This is a genomic window from Amnibacterium flavum, assembly GCF_003097495.1.
Classification (GTDB): Bacteria; Actinomycetota; Actinomycetes; order Actinomycetales; family Microbacteriaceae; genus Naasia; species Naasia flava.
Window position 1 is genome coordinate 411,858 of the sequence record NZ_QEOP01000001.1, and the last position, 15,284, is coordinate 427,141.

16 protein-coding genes are annotated in these 15,284 nt (G+C 68.3%); 6 read left to right on the forward strand and 10 right to left on the reverse strand.

Going from position 1 to position 15,284, the window contains the following annotated elements; translation table 11 throughout:
* Positions 1-11: 11 nt before the first annotated feature.
* Genes DDQ50_RS01935 through DDQ50_RS01945 form a run of 3 tightly spaced genes read right to left on the reverse strand, consistent with a single transcriptional unit; the run spans position 12 to position 3,069 of the window.
* The gene (locus DDQ50_RS01935; protein ID WP_116755044.1) at positions 12-782 is read right to left on the reverse strand and encodes an SDR family NAD(P)-dependent oxidoreductase; all 771 of its coding nucleotides are present in this window, start codon (positions 780-782) and stop codon (positions 12-14) included.
* Positions 779-2,263 (reverse strand): FGGY-family carbohydrate kinase, encoded by a 1,485-nt coding sequence (locus DDQ50_RS01940; RefSeq protein WP_116755045.1) that lies wholly within the window; start codon positions 2,261-2,263, stop codon positions 779-781. The genes DDQ50_RS01935 and DDQ50_RS01940 overlap by 4 nt, the downstream gene beginning before the upstream one ends.
* Positions 2,260-3,069, reverse strand: coding sequence for a DeoR/GlpR family DNA-binding transcription regulator (locus DDQ50_RS01945; protein ID WP_116755046.1), 810 nt, complete (start codon positions 3,067-3,069; stop codon positions 2,260-2,262). The genes DDQ50_RS01940 and DDQ50_RS01945 overlap by 4 nt, the downstream gene beginning before the upstream one ends.
* Before the next feature lie 150 nt (positions 3,070-3,219).
* Here DDQ50_RS01945 and DDQ50_RS01950 point away from each other — a divergent pair, with 150 nt between their 5' ends.
* From DDQ50_RS01950 to DDQ50_RS01970, 5 genes are all read left to right on the forward strand, one after another.
* A complete protein-coding gene (locus tag DDQ50_RS01950) occupies positions 3,220-4,035 on the forward strand; it encodes a BtpA family protein (protein WP_116755047.1) in 816 nt (271 codons plus the stop codon).
* 131 nt (positions 4,036-4,166) lie between these two features.
* Positions 4,167-4,571 (forward strand): VOC family protein, encoded by a 405-nt coding sequence (locus tag DDQ50_RS01955; RefSeq protein ID WP_116755048.1) that lies wholly within the window; start codon positions 4,167-4,169, stop codon positions 4,569-4,571.
* Positions 4,568-4,912: a winged helix-turn-helix transcriptional regulator gene (locus DDQ50_RS01960; protein WP_116755049.1), complete on the forward strand. Its 345-nt coding sequence runs from the start codon at positions 4,568-4,570 to the stop codon at positions 4,910-4,912. Before DDQ50_RS01955 ends, DDQ50_RS01960 begins: the two co-directional genes overlap by 4 nt.
* Before the next feature lie 86 nt (positions 4,913-4,998).
* Positions 4,999-5,376, forward strand: coding sequence for a VOC family protein (locus tag DDQ50_RS01965; protein ID WP_240614201.1), 378 nt, complete (start codon positions 4,999-5,001; stop codon positions 5,374-5,376).
* A 173-nt stretch (positions 5,377-5,549) separates the two neighbouring features.
* A complete protein-coding gene (locus tag DDQ50_RS01970; protein WP_116755050.1) occupies positions 5,550-6,473 on the forward strand; it encodes a MerR family transcriptional regulator in 924 nt (307 codons plus the stop codon).
* A gap of 44 nt (positions 6,474-6,517) precedes the next feature.
* Here the strand turns inward: DDQ50_RS01970 and DDQ50_RS01975 are convergent, their stop codons facing one another.
* Complete coding sequence (locus DDQ50_RS01975; RefSeq protein WP_116755051.1) at positions 6,518-7,399, reverse strand: NAD-dependent epimerase/dehydratase family protein; 882 nt, start codon at positions 7,397-7,399, stop codon at positions 6,518-6,520.
* Positions 7,400-7,645: 246 nt separating this feature from the next.
* On the opposite strand from DDQ50_RS01975, the gene DDQ50_RS01980 reads away from it, so the two are divergent.
* On the forward strand, positions 7,646-8,197 hold the full coding sequence (locus DDQ50_RS01980) for a TetR/AcrR family transcriptional regulator (RefSeq protein WP_165829737.1): 552 nt from the start codon (positions 7,646-7,648) through the stop codon (positions 8,195-8,197).
* 196 nt (positions 8,198-8,393) lie between these two features.
* Here DDQ50_RS01980 and DDQ50_RS01985 read toward each other — a convergent pair whose 3' ends face one another.
* From DDQ50_RS01985 to DDQ50_RS02010, 6 genes are all read right to left on the reverse strand, one after another.
* Positions 8,394-9,515 (reverse strand): FAD-dependent oxidoreductase, encoded by a 1,122-nt coding sequence (locus DDQ50_RS01985; protein WP_116755053.1) that lies wholly within the window; start codon positions 9,513-9,515, stop codon positions 8,394-8,396.
* A gap of 4 nt (positions 9,516-9,519) precedes the next feature.
* A complete protein-coding gene (locus tag DDQ50_RS01990) occupies positions 9,520-10,833 on the reverse strand; it encodes an FMN-binding glutamate synthase family protein (RefSeq protein ID WP_116755054.1) in 1,314 nt (437 codons plus the stop codon).
* Positions 10,834-10,859: 26 nt separating this feature from the next.
* Positions 10,860-11,549 (reverse strand): GltB/FmdC/FwdC-like GXGXG domain-containing protein, encoded by a 690-nt coding sequence (locus DDQ50_RS01995; RefSeq protein WP_116755055.1) that lies wholly within the window; start codon positions 11,547-11,549, stop codon positions 10,860-10,862.
* Positions 11,537-12,439, reverse strand: coding sequence for a class II glutamine amidotransferase domain-containing protein (locus DDQ50_RS02000; protein ID WP_116755056.1), 903 nt, complete (start codon positions 12,437-12,439; stop codon positions 11,537-11,539). Before DDQ50_RS02000 ends, DDQ50_RS01995 begins: the two co-directional genes overlap by 13 nt.
* 45 nt (positions 12,440-12,484) lie before the next feature.
* Positions 12,485-13,825 carry a type III glutamate--ammonia ligase gene (glnT, locus tag DDQ50_RS02005; protein WP_116755057.1) on the reverse strand — a complete coding sequence of 447 codons (1,341 nt, stop codon included), beginning with the start codon at positions 13,823-13,825 and terminating at the stop codon, positions 12,485-12,487.
* A gap of 162 nt (positions 13,826-13,987) precedes the next feature.
* Positions 13,988-15,199: an NAD(P)-binding domain-containing protein gene (locus DDQ50_RS02010; RefSeq protein WP_116755058.1), complete on the reverse strand. Its 1,212-nt coding sequence runs from the start codon at positions 15,197-15,199 to the stop codon at positions 13,988-13,990.
* Between the last annotated feature and the right edge of the window lie 85 nt (positions 15,200-15,284).

Here is a 15,284-nt window from a genome sequence, read left to right on the forward strand (position 1 = left end):
TGGGAAAGAGGTCAGTCCATGAAGGCGCCGCCGTTGATCGCGAGCGCCTCTCCGGTCATGAAGGCGGAATCGTCGCCGAGCAGGAACGCCACGACCCGCGCGACGTCCTCCGGCTGCTCGAGCCGGCCGAGGGGCGTGTCGTCGATCCAGAGCTGCTTGACGGCCTCGGGTTCGGTGCCGCGCAGCTCGGCCTCCCAGGCCAGCTCGCGCTCCTGCATCGGTGTCGCGACGTAGCCGGGGCAGATGCTGTTGACGCGGATGCCGTGCTCGGCGAGCTCGAAGGCCATCGCCTGGGTGAGCCCGACGACCCCGAACTTCGAGGCGACGTAGTCGGCGAGGAAGGGGACCTTGCCCTGCTTGCCGGCCATCGAAGCGGTGTTGACGATGGCACCGCGTCGGCCGGTGCGGACCATGGCGCGCGCGGCGGCCTGCCCGCAGACGAAGACTCCCTTGAGGTTGATCTCGAGGGTCTTGTCGTACTTCTCGATGGGCATCTCGAGGAAGCGCTGCATGAAGGAGATGCCGGCGTTGCTGACCCAGGCGTCGAGGCCCAGGCGATCGGCGACGTCGTCGGCGACCCGCGCCGCGTCGTCGGGTGAGCTGACGTTCAGCACCGCGGACTCGTGGGACTGCCCCGCGCTCGAGTCGAGACCGGCTGCGGCCTGTTCGGCGGCCTCGCCGTTGATGTCGGAGACGACGACCTGCCACCCGCGCTCGGCGAGAGTGGAGGCGATGGTCCGACCGATGCCCGATCCGGCTCCGGTGACGACGACGGTCTTCATTGGCGGGTTCTCCTTGCCAGTTTGTGCGAGATCGGGGCGACGGCCGCACCGAGCTCGCGCCATTCGAGGTAGGCGCGGTCGTAGATCTCGACCTTGTGCGGGTCGGGGACGACGGGGGATCCGAGGGTGATGAAGCGGGCGGTGTCGGACCAGTCGTCGAGCGATCCGATTCCGACGGCCGCGATGAGAGCCGCGCCGAGCGAGGCACCAGGGTGATCGACGACGGGGAACATCTCGGTGCCCAGCACCTCGGAATGGATCTGCTTCCAGAGGGTCGACTTGCTGCCGCCGTTGGTGATCGACACCCGACCCAGCTCGATGCCCATGTCGCGGAACACCTCGACGTGGTGGCGGAATCCGAACGCGATCGCCTCGAGGACCGAGCGGTAGAGGTCGGCTCTGGTGTTGCCGAGGTGCAGACCCGCGAACGTTCCACGCAGGTCGGGGTCGTGCAGCGGGCTCTTCTCACCGAGGAAGTAGGGAAGGCAGAGCACCTCGGCGGGTCGGCTCTCGGTCGCCTCGATGTCGAGCTGGGCGAGCGATTCGCCCCCGATGAGGCCCTGGTACCAGCGGATGAGACTGCCGCTGGTGGCCATGCAGCCGTTGGGCAGCCAGCGGCCGGGCACCGGGTGGGCGTCGAGGTAGAGGCGCTGGTCGACGATGGGGGTGTCGCTGGCCACCAGGATGTCGCCGGCACCGCCGAGTTTGACGAGCCAGTCGCCGTGCTTCTCGACCCCGGCCGCGAATGCGGACAGGACGTGGTCGGCTCCGCCGACGACGAGTGTCGTTCCCGTCCGCAGTCCGGTGCGCTCGGCGATCGAGGCGCTGACGGATCCGACGACGCTGCCCGGTGCCTGAACCGGGGGCACCAGGTCGGCGTCGAGGCCGGCAGCGGCGAACACCTGCGGCACCGGCTCTCCGGCGATGGTGAACAGACCCGATTCGAGCGCCCAGTTCAGTTCGACGTGAGGCTCCGCGCCCAGTGCCATGAGCACCCAGTCGTACGAGCCCACGATGAACCGGGCGGCAGCGAGGTCTTCGGGGCGGTTCTCGTGGAACCAGCGAATCGTCGGGGCGACCGATTGTTGGGTGAGCGCCGACCCGGTGAGGGCCACGAGGTCGAGGTCGGTCAGCTGGCCCGCGAGGCGGTCGACCTGGTCGTTGGCGCGAGCGTCGTTCTGCAGGAGCGCACGACCCACGGGTGCGCCGTCGTCGCCGACGAGGATGACCGCGGGAACCATGCCCGAGGTCGCCAGCGCGCCGATCTCGGAGGCATCCACCGAGGACTCCGCGAGGAGCTGCTGGATCGAGTCGATGATGTTGGCGAGCCACTGCGCGGGGTCGGCTTCCGCCCAACCCGCGTTCGGGCTGTACAACGTGGCCTCGCGGGAGGCCTGGGCGACGATGCCGCGTTCGGTGTCGAAGAGGACGGTCTTCGTACCGGTCGTGCCGATGTCGATGCCGATCGTGTAGCGGCTCATGCGCTCGCCGCGCCCAGGTCGGCTGCCTCGCGCCCCGGTCCCGGAACGCAGACCACGTTGGCGCCGACGGCGCGTGCTCCGACCAGGGCGGGGTGATCGGTGGGGCCGTCGGTGACGAGCGCGTCGACGGCGCTGAGGGGCGCGATGCTCATGAGCTGCACCCGGCCGAGCTTGGTCTCGTCGGCGACGACGATCACGCGGTCGGCCGCCTTCATCGCCGCGCGCTTCACGCTGCCCTCTTCACGGTGGTACTCGGAGACGCCGCGGTCGGAGTCGACACCGGCGATGCCCATGACGTAGGTGTCGCAGTTGTACCGACTGAAGGTCTCCTCGGTCTCGGAGCCGATCAGGCTCAACTCGCCGGGCCGCACGCGCCCACCGGCCATGAGCACGGTGGTGTCGGGCTCATCGGCGAGTTCGACGGCGACCAGGATGCTGGGCGTGACGATGGTGAGGGCGAGGCCCCGCCCCCTGATGGCCTTCGCGACCGCCAGGACCGAGCTGCCGCTGTCGAGGATCACGGTCTCGTGGGGCTGCAGCAGATCGACCGCGGCTTCGGCAATGTGCATCTTGCCCTCGGCGGCCGCGGCGGCTCGCGTCTCGAAGGATGGCTCGGCCGCCTTGCCGCGCAGCAGGATGGCGCCTCCGACGACGCGACGCACGATGCCCGACGCCTCGAGGGCTTCGACGTCGCGCCGGATGGTCATCGCGGAGACGTCGAACTCCTCGGCGAGCGTCGCGAAGTCGATCTCGCCGTCGGCGATGACGCGCTGTTCGATCAGCGCCCTTCGCGTCTTAGCTGCCATAGCTACATCCAAACCGACTTTTGTTACTCGATCACACTTCGTGTGTTTCAAACATGTAAATTCACCGCACTTCGCCGCGGTATGTGTGAATATATGACAGACAAGGGCCGTCGTCTAGTACGCCGGCACATCTCAAACGAAAGGCTCGCAATGAGCGACTGGCTCGGATCCGTCTTCCCCGTCATCAAACCCGTCATCGCGATGCTGCATCTGTCTGCGCTGCCCGGCGACCCGGGGTTCGACACCGCTGCGGGCATCCGCGCAGTGGTCGATCGGGCGAAGTCGGAGCTCGCGGACCTGCAGGAGGGCGGGGTCGACGGCATCATGATCTCGAACGAGTTCAGCCTCCCCTACCTGACCAAGACCGAGCCGATCACGGCGATCAGCATGGCCCGCATCATCGGCGAGCTCCTCGGCGACATCCGCATCCCCTACGGAGTGAACGTGCTCTGGGACGGCCGAGCGTCGATCGATCTGGCCGTCGCCACGGGCGCACAGTACGTGCGTGAGATCTTCACGGGCGTCTACGCGAGCGACTTCGGCCTGTGGAACACCAACATCGGCGAGGTGGCCCGCCACCGCGCGCGTGTGGGCGGCGGCGACGTGAAGCTGTTCTTCAACATCGTGCCCGAGTCAGCGAAGTACCTCGCGGACCGCGACCTCAAGTCGATCACCGAGACGACCGTTTTCGCGACGCTGCCAGATGCGATCTGCGTCTCAGGACTGACGGCCGGAGCGCCGACCGACGTTCAGGCTCTCGCCACGGTGAAGAGCGCCGCCGGCTCCGTGCCGGTGTTCGTGAACACCGGGGTCCGCGCCAACAACGTCGGCGACCAGCTCGCCATCGCCGACGGCGCCATCATCGGCACCTACTTCAAGAAGGACGGCGTGTTCGAGAACCGCGTCGAACAGGCTCGCGTGCACGAACTCATGGGAGCCGCGCGGGACGCCCGCGCATCCTTCTGAGCCTCTGGTAACCCTGACGAAGTCGGGCGGTCATCCGAAGATCCGCGAGACCGCCCGACAACCGACGTGTCGGGATCAGCGAGTCCGTCGGGGATCTTGACGGGGCACTTCGATTTTAGAAGTATGGCCGCATGAGCCTGTTCATCACCTGCCCCGTCGCGGACGTCGAGCGCGCGACGGCTTTCTACACCGCGCTCGGCTGGACCCTGAATCCCGAGATGTCCGACCACAACGTGTCGTGCTTCGCGATCGCGCCCGAGCAGTACGTCATGCTCGGCAGCCGCGAGATGTACGCGAGCGTCGGCGGGGTCGAGGAGCTGATCGGCGGGCCCGGAACACCGTCGAAGGTCACTGTCTCGTTCGACCTCGGCAGCCGCGAGGCGGTCGACGAGCTCACCGAGCGCGCCGGTGCCGCGGGCGGGCGGATCGGCGACACCGACGATTACCCGTTCATGTACCAGCGCCAGTTCGACGACCTCGACGGTTATCACTACTCGCCGTTCTGGATGAAGCCGGACGCCGATCCGACAGCGTGAGCGACCTCGCCGCAGCCCTCGACATCGTCGGAGCGCGGTGGGCTCTGCTCATCGTGGAGCGCCTGCTCAACGGGCCGCAGCGATACGGCGACCTGCAGCGCGACCTGGGAGTGCCGGCGAGCATGCTCGCGACCCGCCTTCGCGAACTCGAAGCAGCGGGGGTGCTCGTTCGCCTGCCCCTCTTCCACAACACCCGCGCCTACGCGCTCACCGATCGCGGAGTCGCCTTGCGCGAGGCGATCTCCGCGCTCGGACGGTGGGGCGTTGCGGAGGCCACCGTCGAAAGCGACGTCCTCAATCCGGGAGCCGCCGCCCGGATCGATCGGCTCCGCCGAGAATGAGCCCTCCCCTCCCTGAGGCTGACGCTTCCGCCCTGTAGTGAGCGTTGTAGAGTCGGCCCACCCTTAGCCGATCGACAGGAGCGGTGATGACGTCGATGCGCATCGAGCTGATCCCTCTACGCTGCACCGACGTCGACCGCGGCCTCGCCTTCTACGTCGACCGAGTCGGTTTCGCCCTCGATCACGACGTGCAGCCCGGCAACGGCATGCGGATCGTGCAGCTCACGCCGCCGGGGTCCTCGTGCTCGATCGTCATCGGCTCGGGCATGGGCATGTCGGATGGCGCCGCCGTGCACGGCATCCACCTCGTCGTCGACGACCTCGAGGCTGTCCGCTCCGAACTGCTGTCGCGCGGCGTCGAGGTCTCCGAAGTGAGCGACATGGGCGGCGGGGTGCGTTATGCCTATTTCGAGGACCCGGACGGCAATTCCTGGGCGCTCCAGGAGATCCGACTCCCCCACTGAGGCGCCTGGCGGTTGGGGCGCTCACAACTGCGCCGCCCCGAGAGACCCGGCTGCCGTTCAGCTGCGCGCACCGGCCGAGGAGGCCGGCCCGGGAGGTGGGGTCGGCTTGCACATGCCGCAGCGTCATCTGGTCTGCTCGAAGCACATCCCGTCCCGATGCGAAAGGTCCGCAAATGCGCCCGTTCCCGACCCCGCCCCGTGAGGTTCTGATCGGCGACGCCGCTGCGTTCGTCGGCATCACTCCCCGTGCGATTCGCCACTACCACCAGGTCGGCCTGCTCCCCGAGCGCGAACGGGGCAGCGACGGCCGTCGCCGTTACGGCTACGAGGAGATGATCCGGCTGCTCTGGATCCGTCGCATGGCCGAGGCGGGGATCGCCCTCGATGACATCCGCGACGCCTTCGTCGACGCCTCGACGGGCGGCGCCGACGGCGAGGACGAGGTCGCGCGCGTCCTCGCCCGTCTGGAGGACACTCTGGCCGCTCACGAGGCCGAGCTGCAGCGGAAGCGGGCCTCGGTGCAGCGCATGCGGAACCTCGGCGGCCGTCTGGGATTGCTCGACGATCTCGTCTCCGGCCGCCTAGAGGGCGTTCCGGAGGGCACATTGCGACAGGACGACCTGGATGCCCTGCTGGTCACCGAGCGGATCTTCGGTCCGCTCGGCGCCGCCGTCCAGGCGGGCCGCTTCGTCGCTCTGGCCTCCGACGAGGCGCTGCGAGCAGAATCCGACCGCATCGACGCCGCCGAGGAGGCCCTCGACGACACCGTCGCGATCGATGACCCCCGAGTGGCACAGGTCGCGGCCCAACGACACGCCTTCGAGACCGCGCTCATGCGCGTCATCGAGGAGTCCGGTCAACTCGAGGAGGACGACGCTCTCTTCGACGCCTGGGACGAGCTGCACCCGCCCGCGGACGCCGACTCGACGAGCGGCGCCGGACCGGCAGAGGGCTCCCGGGCGAGGAGCGCGGCGGAGACCATCTGGAAGATGCCCTACGACTTCTCGCCGGCCCGACTGCGGCCCATGGAACTGGCGGTCCTTCTCGGCGCCTCCGAGGCACCGGCGGCCGACATGGGGCGCGAAGAACCCGGGTGACGGAAGCCTTCCTCACCCCGACGATCGGGTCTCGGGCGGGCGACTCACGACGTGTAGTAGCCGGCCTCGAGGTCCTCGAGCAGGGTCGGCCCGGTCGGCTCCCACGCGAGGAGGTGTCGTGTGGCGGAGCTGGAGGCGGGCTGGTCGCCGCCGAGTAGGGCGCCGAACATGCCGAGCTGATCGGAGTCGACGGATGAGGCCGTCAAGCCGGTCTTCCTCGCGATGACGTCGGCGACCTCGCGCATCACCACCCCCTCCTCTCCGACGGCGTGCAGCACAGCCCCGGCGGGTGCCGTCTCCAGAGCGAGACGGAACAGCCGGCCTGCGTCGCTGATATGCACCGCGGGCCATCGATTCGACCCGTCTCCGACGTAGGCGGCAGTTCCCAACTGACGGTCGAGCCCGACCAGCATGGCGATGAGGCCATTACGGTCTCCTTCTCCGTGGACGGAGCGCGGCATCCGCACGAGTCCCGACCGGATGCCGCGCTCTGCCAGCGCCAGCACCGCCCGTGCCGTGCGGGAACGCGACCCGGCCGGTCCCGCGGGATCGAGCTCGTCTCCCTCGGTGGCCAGCTGACCGAGACTCGTGGGAGTGCCGGACGCGGCGAAGAATGCCTTGCTCGTGCCGCCCAACGCATCGCCGAGTCGTTCGAGGAGACGCACCTCGTTATCCACGGCCGAGTCGAACTCGGCAAAATCGAGAGTGAAGGCGAGATGCGCGGTGGCGTCCGCGTCCAGCGCCTCGGCGACCAACAGATCGTGATCACCCATGTCACCCATGACGGGCGTGACACCAACGAGACGCACCCTCTCGGCCGAGGCTTCCGATCGAACGAGACCTCGAACCTCGTGGCCTGCCGCGACCAGCTCGGTGGTGAGAGCTGTCCCTATCCAGCCGGAAGCTCCGGTGACGAATACGCGCATGTGATCGCTCCTGTCGACGAGGATCCCCGCTCTTCGCGACGACCCGATTGAGCCCATCGATTGATGCGACTCTGACACATCACAATACCCGTGATGTGTCAGAGTCGCATCACTTGGCCGCCGATCAGCAGTTCGTGCGTTCAAAAAGCACCATTGGCGGTCAACCATGCAACCCGATCACATCACTAGAATCGGGGGATGGCGCGATGGCAACCGGATACGCGGGGGAGGCTGCTGCACGCCGCCGTGGAGCTCTTCGCCGAGCGCGGATACGACGACACGACCGCAGCTCAGATAGCCGATCGGGCCAATGTGACACGCACCACGCTGTTCCGGCACTTCGCCGACAAGCGGGAGATCTTGTTCCAGGGACAGGACGAGCTGGTCGACCTCGCCGTGAAGGGCGTGCAGGATGCGGCGCCGGGCAGCACTCCGCTTGAGATCCTCCGGGCCGGGATTCTGCCGCTCTGCACGGTTCACACGGAGGACAGGCGGCAGGTCCGTCAGCGGCTCGCGGTCATCATTCCCACCAGCCTTGAGCTGCAGGAACGCGCAGCTTTCAAACGGTCCGCGATCACTGATGCCCTCGCTGGCGCCCTGGCCGCGCGATTGGGCGATCCGCATCAAGCCAGCATGCTCGCGGATGCCGGGGTACGCGCGTACTACGACGGCTATGCGACGTGGATCGATTCCGACGAGAGCGATGCCTTGATCGATCACGTCAGCGCCGTACTAGCGAAGGTCGAGTCCGCTCTCGTGGGTCTGGCCTTCTCGACGCTGGCGATGGCCCGCACCTGACCGCGATGCGTGCGGGCGCCGCCCGAGAGGACAGATCCGGAGGAATGGATCGAAAGCAGCGACCCAGCCGAGCGACAACTGCGTGTCGGTGTTCCTGAAAACCGTTGGCTTCTGCAACTGCCGCCGCACCCCTCCCCCTCCCGGAGCCACGGCGCAGGCCGACAAATCGCCTCAGAGTCCGTGCGTGTCGCTGAGGTCAGGCGGCGTGGGCGGGGAGGCGGAAGAGGTCGGGTGCGTCAGCCGTTCCGGTGGCGACGTCGGCGATCAGCTCACCGAGCAGGGGCGCGAACTTGGCGCCATGACCTGAGCACGGGGACGCGACGACGATCGAGCCGATGCGGTCGATCACGAAGTTCTCCGTCGGGGTGCTCGTGTAGAGACACGTCGTCTCCGCGTACGGGACCGGCTCGACGTCCGGAAGCTGCCGCCGCACGTAGTCGATGATCCGTTCCCTCGCCTCGCGTCGCACCAGCCCATCCCGACCCGAGGCGGTCGTGGGCAGCCCGAAGTCGTGCTCAGCGATCTTGAATCCGCGGAACCCGGCGTCGCGACCGCCGGGCAGCGAATAGACGCTCAGCCGATCCTTGTTGACAAAAATCGGCCAATCGGTCGGATCGCCGACCGATTCGGGGAACGCGAAATGAAACGCCTGCTGCTGAGTGACCACCAGCGGGGGCAGCCGCGCCGCCCACTCCCCCGGCAGCACATCGAGTAGTTCCGGCAACCAGGCGCCCGCCGACACGATCAGCACGGCGCAGTCGATCTCTTGCCCATCGGTCGACGTGACCACCTGACCGGTCGGACACTCCCGGATGGCCGCCGCAGCCCACCCCGTGAGCACCTGCGCCCCCGCGAGGCGAGCCTGCTCGACCATCGTCAGCACCGCCCGCTCCGCATCGATGACACCGGCACCGGCGTGATGGACGACATCCCCGTCGAAGCGGTGCTGCGGCCAGCGCTCCATCGCGGCTCCGGCGCTCAGGCGCTCGTTGTCGAGCCCGAGGCGCGTGAGGCTCGCGACGATGCCATCGAGGTCGCGACCGTCGCCGAAGTCGAGGCCACCCGTGATGGTGAGGATGGCTTCCCCGGATGCAGCCTCGAGCTCGCGCCAGCCATCGAGCGCTCGCACGGTCAGCGCGGAGTGGAACTCGTCGGGGTACGCGTGCCGGAAGATGCGGGCGCTGCCGTGAGAGCTCCCACCCGCGTTGGCCGGAGTGGTCGCCTCAGCGAGCACGACCTCCTCGCCGTGCTGCGCCAGCCGCCATGCCGTCGCGGCACCCGCGAGACCGGCACCGAGCACCAGGTACTTCGTCTGCATCGGTTCAGAGTCCTGCGCCGGGAATCCACGAGGTGCCGGCCAACGGAACACGAGCCATCGCGGCCGACTCGATGGTCAATGCGACGAGGTCTTCGGGCTCGAGATTGAGTACATGCGATTTTCCGCATGCACGTGCGATCGTCTGCGCCTCAAGGGTCAGAACCCTCAGATAGTTGGCCAGACGCCGCCCACCCTCGATGGGGTCGAGTCGCGCGGACAGCTCGGGGTCCTGCGTCGTGATGCCCGCGGGATCGCGACCGGCCTGCCAGTCGTCGTAGAACCCTGCCGACGAACCGAGCTTCTGGTACTCGTCCTCCAGCTCGGGCGCATTGTCGCCGAGAGCGATGAGCGCGGCGGTGCCGATCGACACCGCATCCGCCCCGAGGGCCAAGGCCTTCGCGACGTCGGCTCCTGTTCTGATGCCTCCTGAGACGATCAGCTGGACCTCGCGATGCACCCCCAGACCCTGCAGTGCCTCGACGGCGGGTGGGATGGCGGCGAGAGTCGGGATGCCGACATGCTCGATGAAGACGTCCTGAGTCGCCGCCGTGCCTCCCTGCATGCCGTCGAGCACCACGACGTCGGCGCCGGCCTTCACGGCGAGCTGGGTGTCGTAATAGGGCCGGGACGCACCGATCTTCACGAAGATCGGCTTCTCCCAGTCGGTCAGCTCGCGAAGTTCGGCGATCTTGATGGTCAGATCGTCCGGGCCCGTCCAGTCGGGGTGCCGGGCGGCGGACCGCTGGTCGATGCCGACCGGCAGGGTGCGCATGCCCGCGACGCGCTCCGTGACCTTCTGGCCCAGCAGCATCCCGCCGCCGCCGGGCTTCGCCCCCTGGCCGAGCACGATCTCGATGGCGTCGGCCGCGCGGATCGCGTCGGGGTTCATGCCGTAACGGGACGGCAGGTACTGGTAGACGAGCGTCTTCGAGTGGCCGCGCTCCTCGGGCGTCATCCCGCCGTCGCCCGTGGTCGTCGACGTTCCGACGGCGCTGGCACCGCGGCCGAGCGCCTCCTTCGCGTTGGCGGACAGGGCGCCGAAGCTCATACCCGCGATCGTGATCGGGATATCGAGATGGATGGGCTTCGACGCGTGCCTTGCGCCGAGGGTGACATCGGTGTCGCACCTCTCGCGGTAGCCCTCGAGCGGGTAGCGCGACATGCTCGCGCCCAGGAATAGGAGGTCGTCGAAGTGCGGCAGCGCACGCTTCGCCCCCGCCCCGCGGATGTGGTAGATCCCGGTCTCGGCCGCGCGCTGGATGCCGCGGATCGTGGCCCGGTCGAACGTGGCGGATTCGCGCAGCGCCCGGTCAGTCATGGTGGTTCTCTTTCCCGTGGGGAGTGTCAGTACGCCGAGGAGTTCTCGGAATGGAAGTGGTACAGCGTGCGCGCCGAGCCGTAACGGCGGAACTCGGACGGCGACTCGGTGCGGCCGGCCGCCGCCAGCAGTTCGGCCAGTTCGGCGAGATGCTCTTCGCGCATGGGCTTCTCGATGCAGTCGGACCCCAGGGAGCGCGCCTGCCCCTTGAGATAGATGCGGGTCTCGTAGATCGAGTCGCCGAGCGAGTCGCCGGCGTCGCCGCAGATGACCAGACGGCCGGCCTGCGCCATGAACGCCGACATGTGGCCGACGTTGCCGCCCACGACGATGTCGACCCCCTTCATCGAGATTCCGCAGCGGGCACCGGTCGTGCCGTCGATGACGAGGAGACCGCCGTGCGCGGTCGCGCCGGCCGACTGCGACGCGTTGCCCTTGACGTGCACGCGCCCCGACATCATGTTCTCGGCGAGCCCCGTACCGGCGCTGCCCTCGATCGTGACCGTGCCCTTCTGATGCATTCCGGCGGCGAAGTAGCCGACGTGGCCGTCGATGACGACGTCGATCTCGCTGTCGATCCCGACGGCGACGTTGTGCGCGCCGCCCGGGTTCGTCACCCGCCAGTGCTCGCCGTCGTGCGCCTTGTGCAGCGCCGAGTTGAGCTCGCGCACCGTCGAGACGTGAAGGTCGACGACCTCTTCGTTCAGAACTCCCACGTGTACACCTCGCCGGGTTCAGGTTCGAAGATGTTGGCCGTCTCGATGCCGGGCAGGTCGACGAGCGCGCGGTACTCCGACGCGACGGCGACCCACTGGTCGGTCTCGGCGATGATCGCGGGCTTGCAGGCGATCGGGTCGCGGAGCACCGCGAGGCCGTCGGCCGTGGTGACGACCAGCGTGTAGAACCCGTCGAAGGTCTCGCGCAGATTCTCGAGGCCCGTCGTCAGGTCGTCGCCCTCGCGCAGGCGCATCGCCAGGTAGCGGGCGGCGACCTCGGAGTCGTTCTCGCTGTCGAACTCGATTCCCTGCGCCCGAAGACCGCGGCGGATCGTGGCGTGGTTCGAGAAGGAGCCGTTGTGCACGAGGCACAGGTCGTCATCGACCGTGAACGGGTGGGATCCCGAGGCGGTGACCGCCGACTCCGTCGCCATCCGGGTGTGGGAGACGCCCTGGGTGCCCGAGACCGACGCGAGGCCGAAGGTCTCGGCCAGGTCGACGGGGTTGCCGACGCCCTTGAGGTTGGCGACGTGGGTACCGCGTCCGATCTGGCGCGCGCCCGGTGCGACGGCGCGGAGGGCGGCGGTCAGGATCGCGGTGTCGACCGCGGCGCTCACGAGCGTCGTATCGCCGAGTGTGCGGACCTCGACCGCGCCGGCGGACGGGAGCTCCGCGGCGAGCGCCGCCGACAGCTCCTCGTCGCTGGACGGGCTGTCGAGCAGAGTGACGGTCGACTGCCCAGCGTGGACGAAGCGCTCGACGTCGTACACGGCGATACCCGCCGAGTCGGGTCCGCGGTCGACGATCTCGCAGAGCATGGCGTGCATCATCGATCCGAGCTGCGGGCGCAGCGCCGGATCCTTGAGCTGCAGCGCGGCGATTCCGCACATGAGCCCACCTTCTTTCTGTTGCTGATCTCGTTTCGAGGGGTGCGGTCAGACCGCGGTGAGGTAGTTGTCGACTTCCCAGCTGGTCACGGTGTTGTGCCAGCGGAAGAACTCGTCCTGCTTGACGCCGGCGTAGTACTCGGCGACCCGGCCATCGAGGCCGAGTGCGTCGATGAGCACCGGGTCGGCGCGGAGCGCGTCGACCGCGTGCAGGAGAGTAGGCGGGAGGGCCGCGGCGCCGGGCTGCGGGACGCCCTTCTTCCCCGGATCCCCCGGGTCGGCGTCAGCACGGACACCGGAGAAGCCTGCGGCGAGCGTCGTGGCGATGGCGAGGTAGGGATTGGCCGAGCCGTCGCCGCCGCGAAGTTCGATGCGGTTCCCGTCGGGGACGCGGATGAAATGCGAGCGGTCGTTGCCGCCGTATCCGGCCGTCGTGGGCGACCAAGTCGCTCCCGACTCCGTCGTGACGGCGCCGCGGCGCTTGTAGGAGTTGACCGTCGGCGCGAGGAACGCGGAGAGACCGGCCGCGTGTTCGAGCACTCCCGAGACGAACGAGTAGGCGAGCGGCGACAGCCCCAGACCGCGCGCATCGTCCTCGGCGGGGAACAGCGCCTGGTCGCCCTTCCAGAGCGAGATGTGCATGTGCATTCCGTTACCGGTGCGGTCGGTGAAGGGTTTGGGCATGAAGGTCGCCGTCATGTCGGCCTCCTCCGCGAGCATCGAGATGATGTAGCGGAGGGTGACGACCCGGTCAGCGGTCTGCAGGGCGTCGGAGTACTTGAAGTTCTGCTCGAACTGGCCGGCGCCGTCCTCGTGGTCGTTCGCGTAGTTGTCCCACCCGAGTGAGTTCATGGCCTTCGAGATCGAGGCCAGGTGGCCGAACATGCGTGTGACACCGCGAGCGTCGTAGCAGGGGCGGCCCGAGGTGTCGCGGGCGTCGGCGGTCACGAGTGTGCCATCCGCGTCCTTCTTGAGGAGGAAGTACTCGACCTCGGCGCCGACCATCGCGGTGATGCCCTCGGAGTCGAGTTCCGCCAGCAGGTTCTTGAGGATCACGCGGGGCGCGTAGGGCCACGGCTCACCGTCGACGTAGGGGTCGCAGTGCACGAGCGCGAGGCCGGGGCGGATGAAGTCGAGGTTCGTGTAGCTGCTCGGGTCGGGCATGGCGATCAGGTCGGGATCGGACGGCACCTGGCCTATGGCGCCCGCCGCGAACCCCGCGAATCCGAGCGCACCCGCCTCGAGTTCGTCGAGCGCCTGGACGGGCACGAGCTTCGCGCAGGGCTTGCCGTTCATGTCGACGAATGTGGCGAGGAGGAACTCGACGCCGTCGGCCTTCACACGTTCAGCGAGGGTGGCGGGGGTGGTCGCCGCGAGTGGGTCTGTCATCTGGACTCCAGGGGCGTTGCATGTCAGTGAACGAGGTTTACTGAAACAACGGTAGCCCGTGCGGCGACGCGAATGAGCCGTCCGGCGTTAAATCCGTGTTACGACGCTGAGGCCATCGACGACGGCTCGACAGCCATCCCCCGACGGGTACTGCGCCCCCGCTCAGTCGTCGGCGAAGAAGCGGGACAGGATCGAGACGCTGTCCGTCGAGGTCGTCACAGAGGGTGCCGCTGAGGCGCCCATCGGATCGCCGAGCGGAGCCGACGCCGCGAGGATCGGCTCGGGCTCACTGGAAGCACGCCGTCCCCCGAGCGCGGTGAAGACCTGACGCGCGAGAAGCCGGCCGGCGCGGTTCGCGCCGATCGTGCTCGCCGTCGGGCCGTAACCGGCGAAGAAGACGCGGGGATCCCGCTCCGCCGCTCCTGTGGTCACCACGACGCCGCCGGCCTTCTCGTGCAGTCGCAACGGGCTGAGGTGGCGGATGTCGGGGCGGAAGCCGGTCGCCCAGATGATCGCGTCGATTCGATCGCTGCTGCCGTCGGGCCAGACGACCGAGTCCTCGGTCAGTCGCTCGAAGAGCGGACGGGCGACGAGCACGCCGCGTTCGATCCCCGCGGCGATCCGGCGGGTCTTGGCGACACCCGTACCGCTCACGATGCTCGGGAGCGCCTTGCCCGCCCGCGCGGCGGCATCCTGCTCCGCCACCGCGTTGATCGCGTCCTCCAGATCGAGCGATCCGTGATCGCGGTAGTCGATCGGACGGCGGGACGTCCAGAACATCTTCGCCGCGACCCCCTCGAGCTCGAGGAGGAAGCCGATGGCGGACGTGCCGCCGCCGACGACGAGAACGTTCTTGCCGCGGAACTCCTCCGCCGAGATGTAGCTCGACGTGTGCACCTGCCGCCCCTCGAACTGCCACGCACCCGGATAGTAGGGAACGAACGGCGCACCCCAGGTTCCGGTCGCATTGACGAGCGCGAGTGCGGTGATCTCCCCGGCGGATGTCTGGACGACGAGGTCGGCACCACGGTCGAAGACGGCGCCCACCGTCACCGGGCGCTGCACCCGGAGGTCGTAGAACTGCTCGTACCGGCGGTAGTAGTCCTCGACCACCTCGCGCGCGGGCAGGCTGCGATCGGCGGTGTCGAAGCTCACCCCGAGGGCTTTCATGCCGGGCAGGTCATGAACCCGGTGAGCGGAGCCGAGGCGCAACGACTCCCACCGGTGCTGCCACGCCCCACCCGTCGACGGTCCGCGGTCGACGATGATCAGGTCGGTGCCCGGCTTGAGTCCGAGCTTCTGGAGGTAGTAGGCGACCGAGAGTCCGGCTTGGCCCGCGCCGATGACGACGACGGACGCGGTCTGTCGATTCACTCTCCACCTCCCCCGTCCCGTAGTGTCGCGTATAGATGAGTGACGCTACTCAATGGTGCCCCATCTTGCCCGTGCTAAAGTGGGC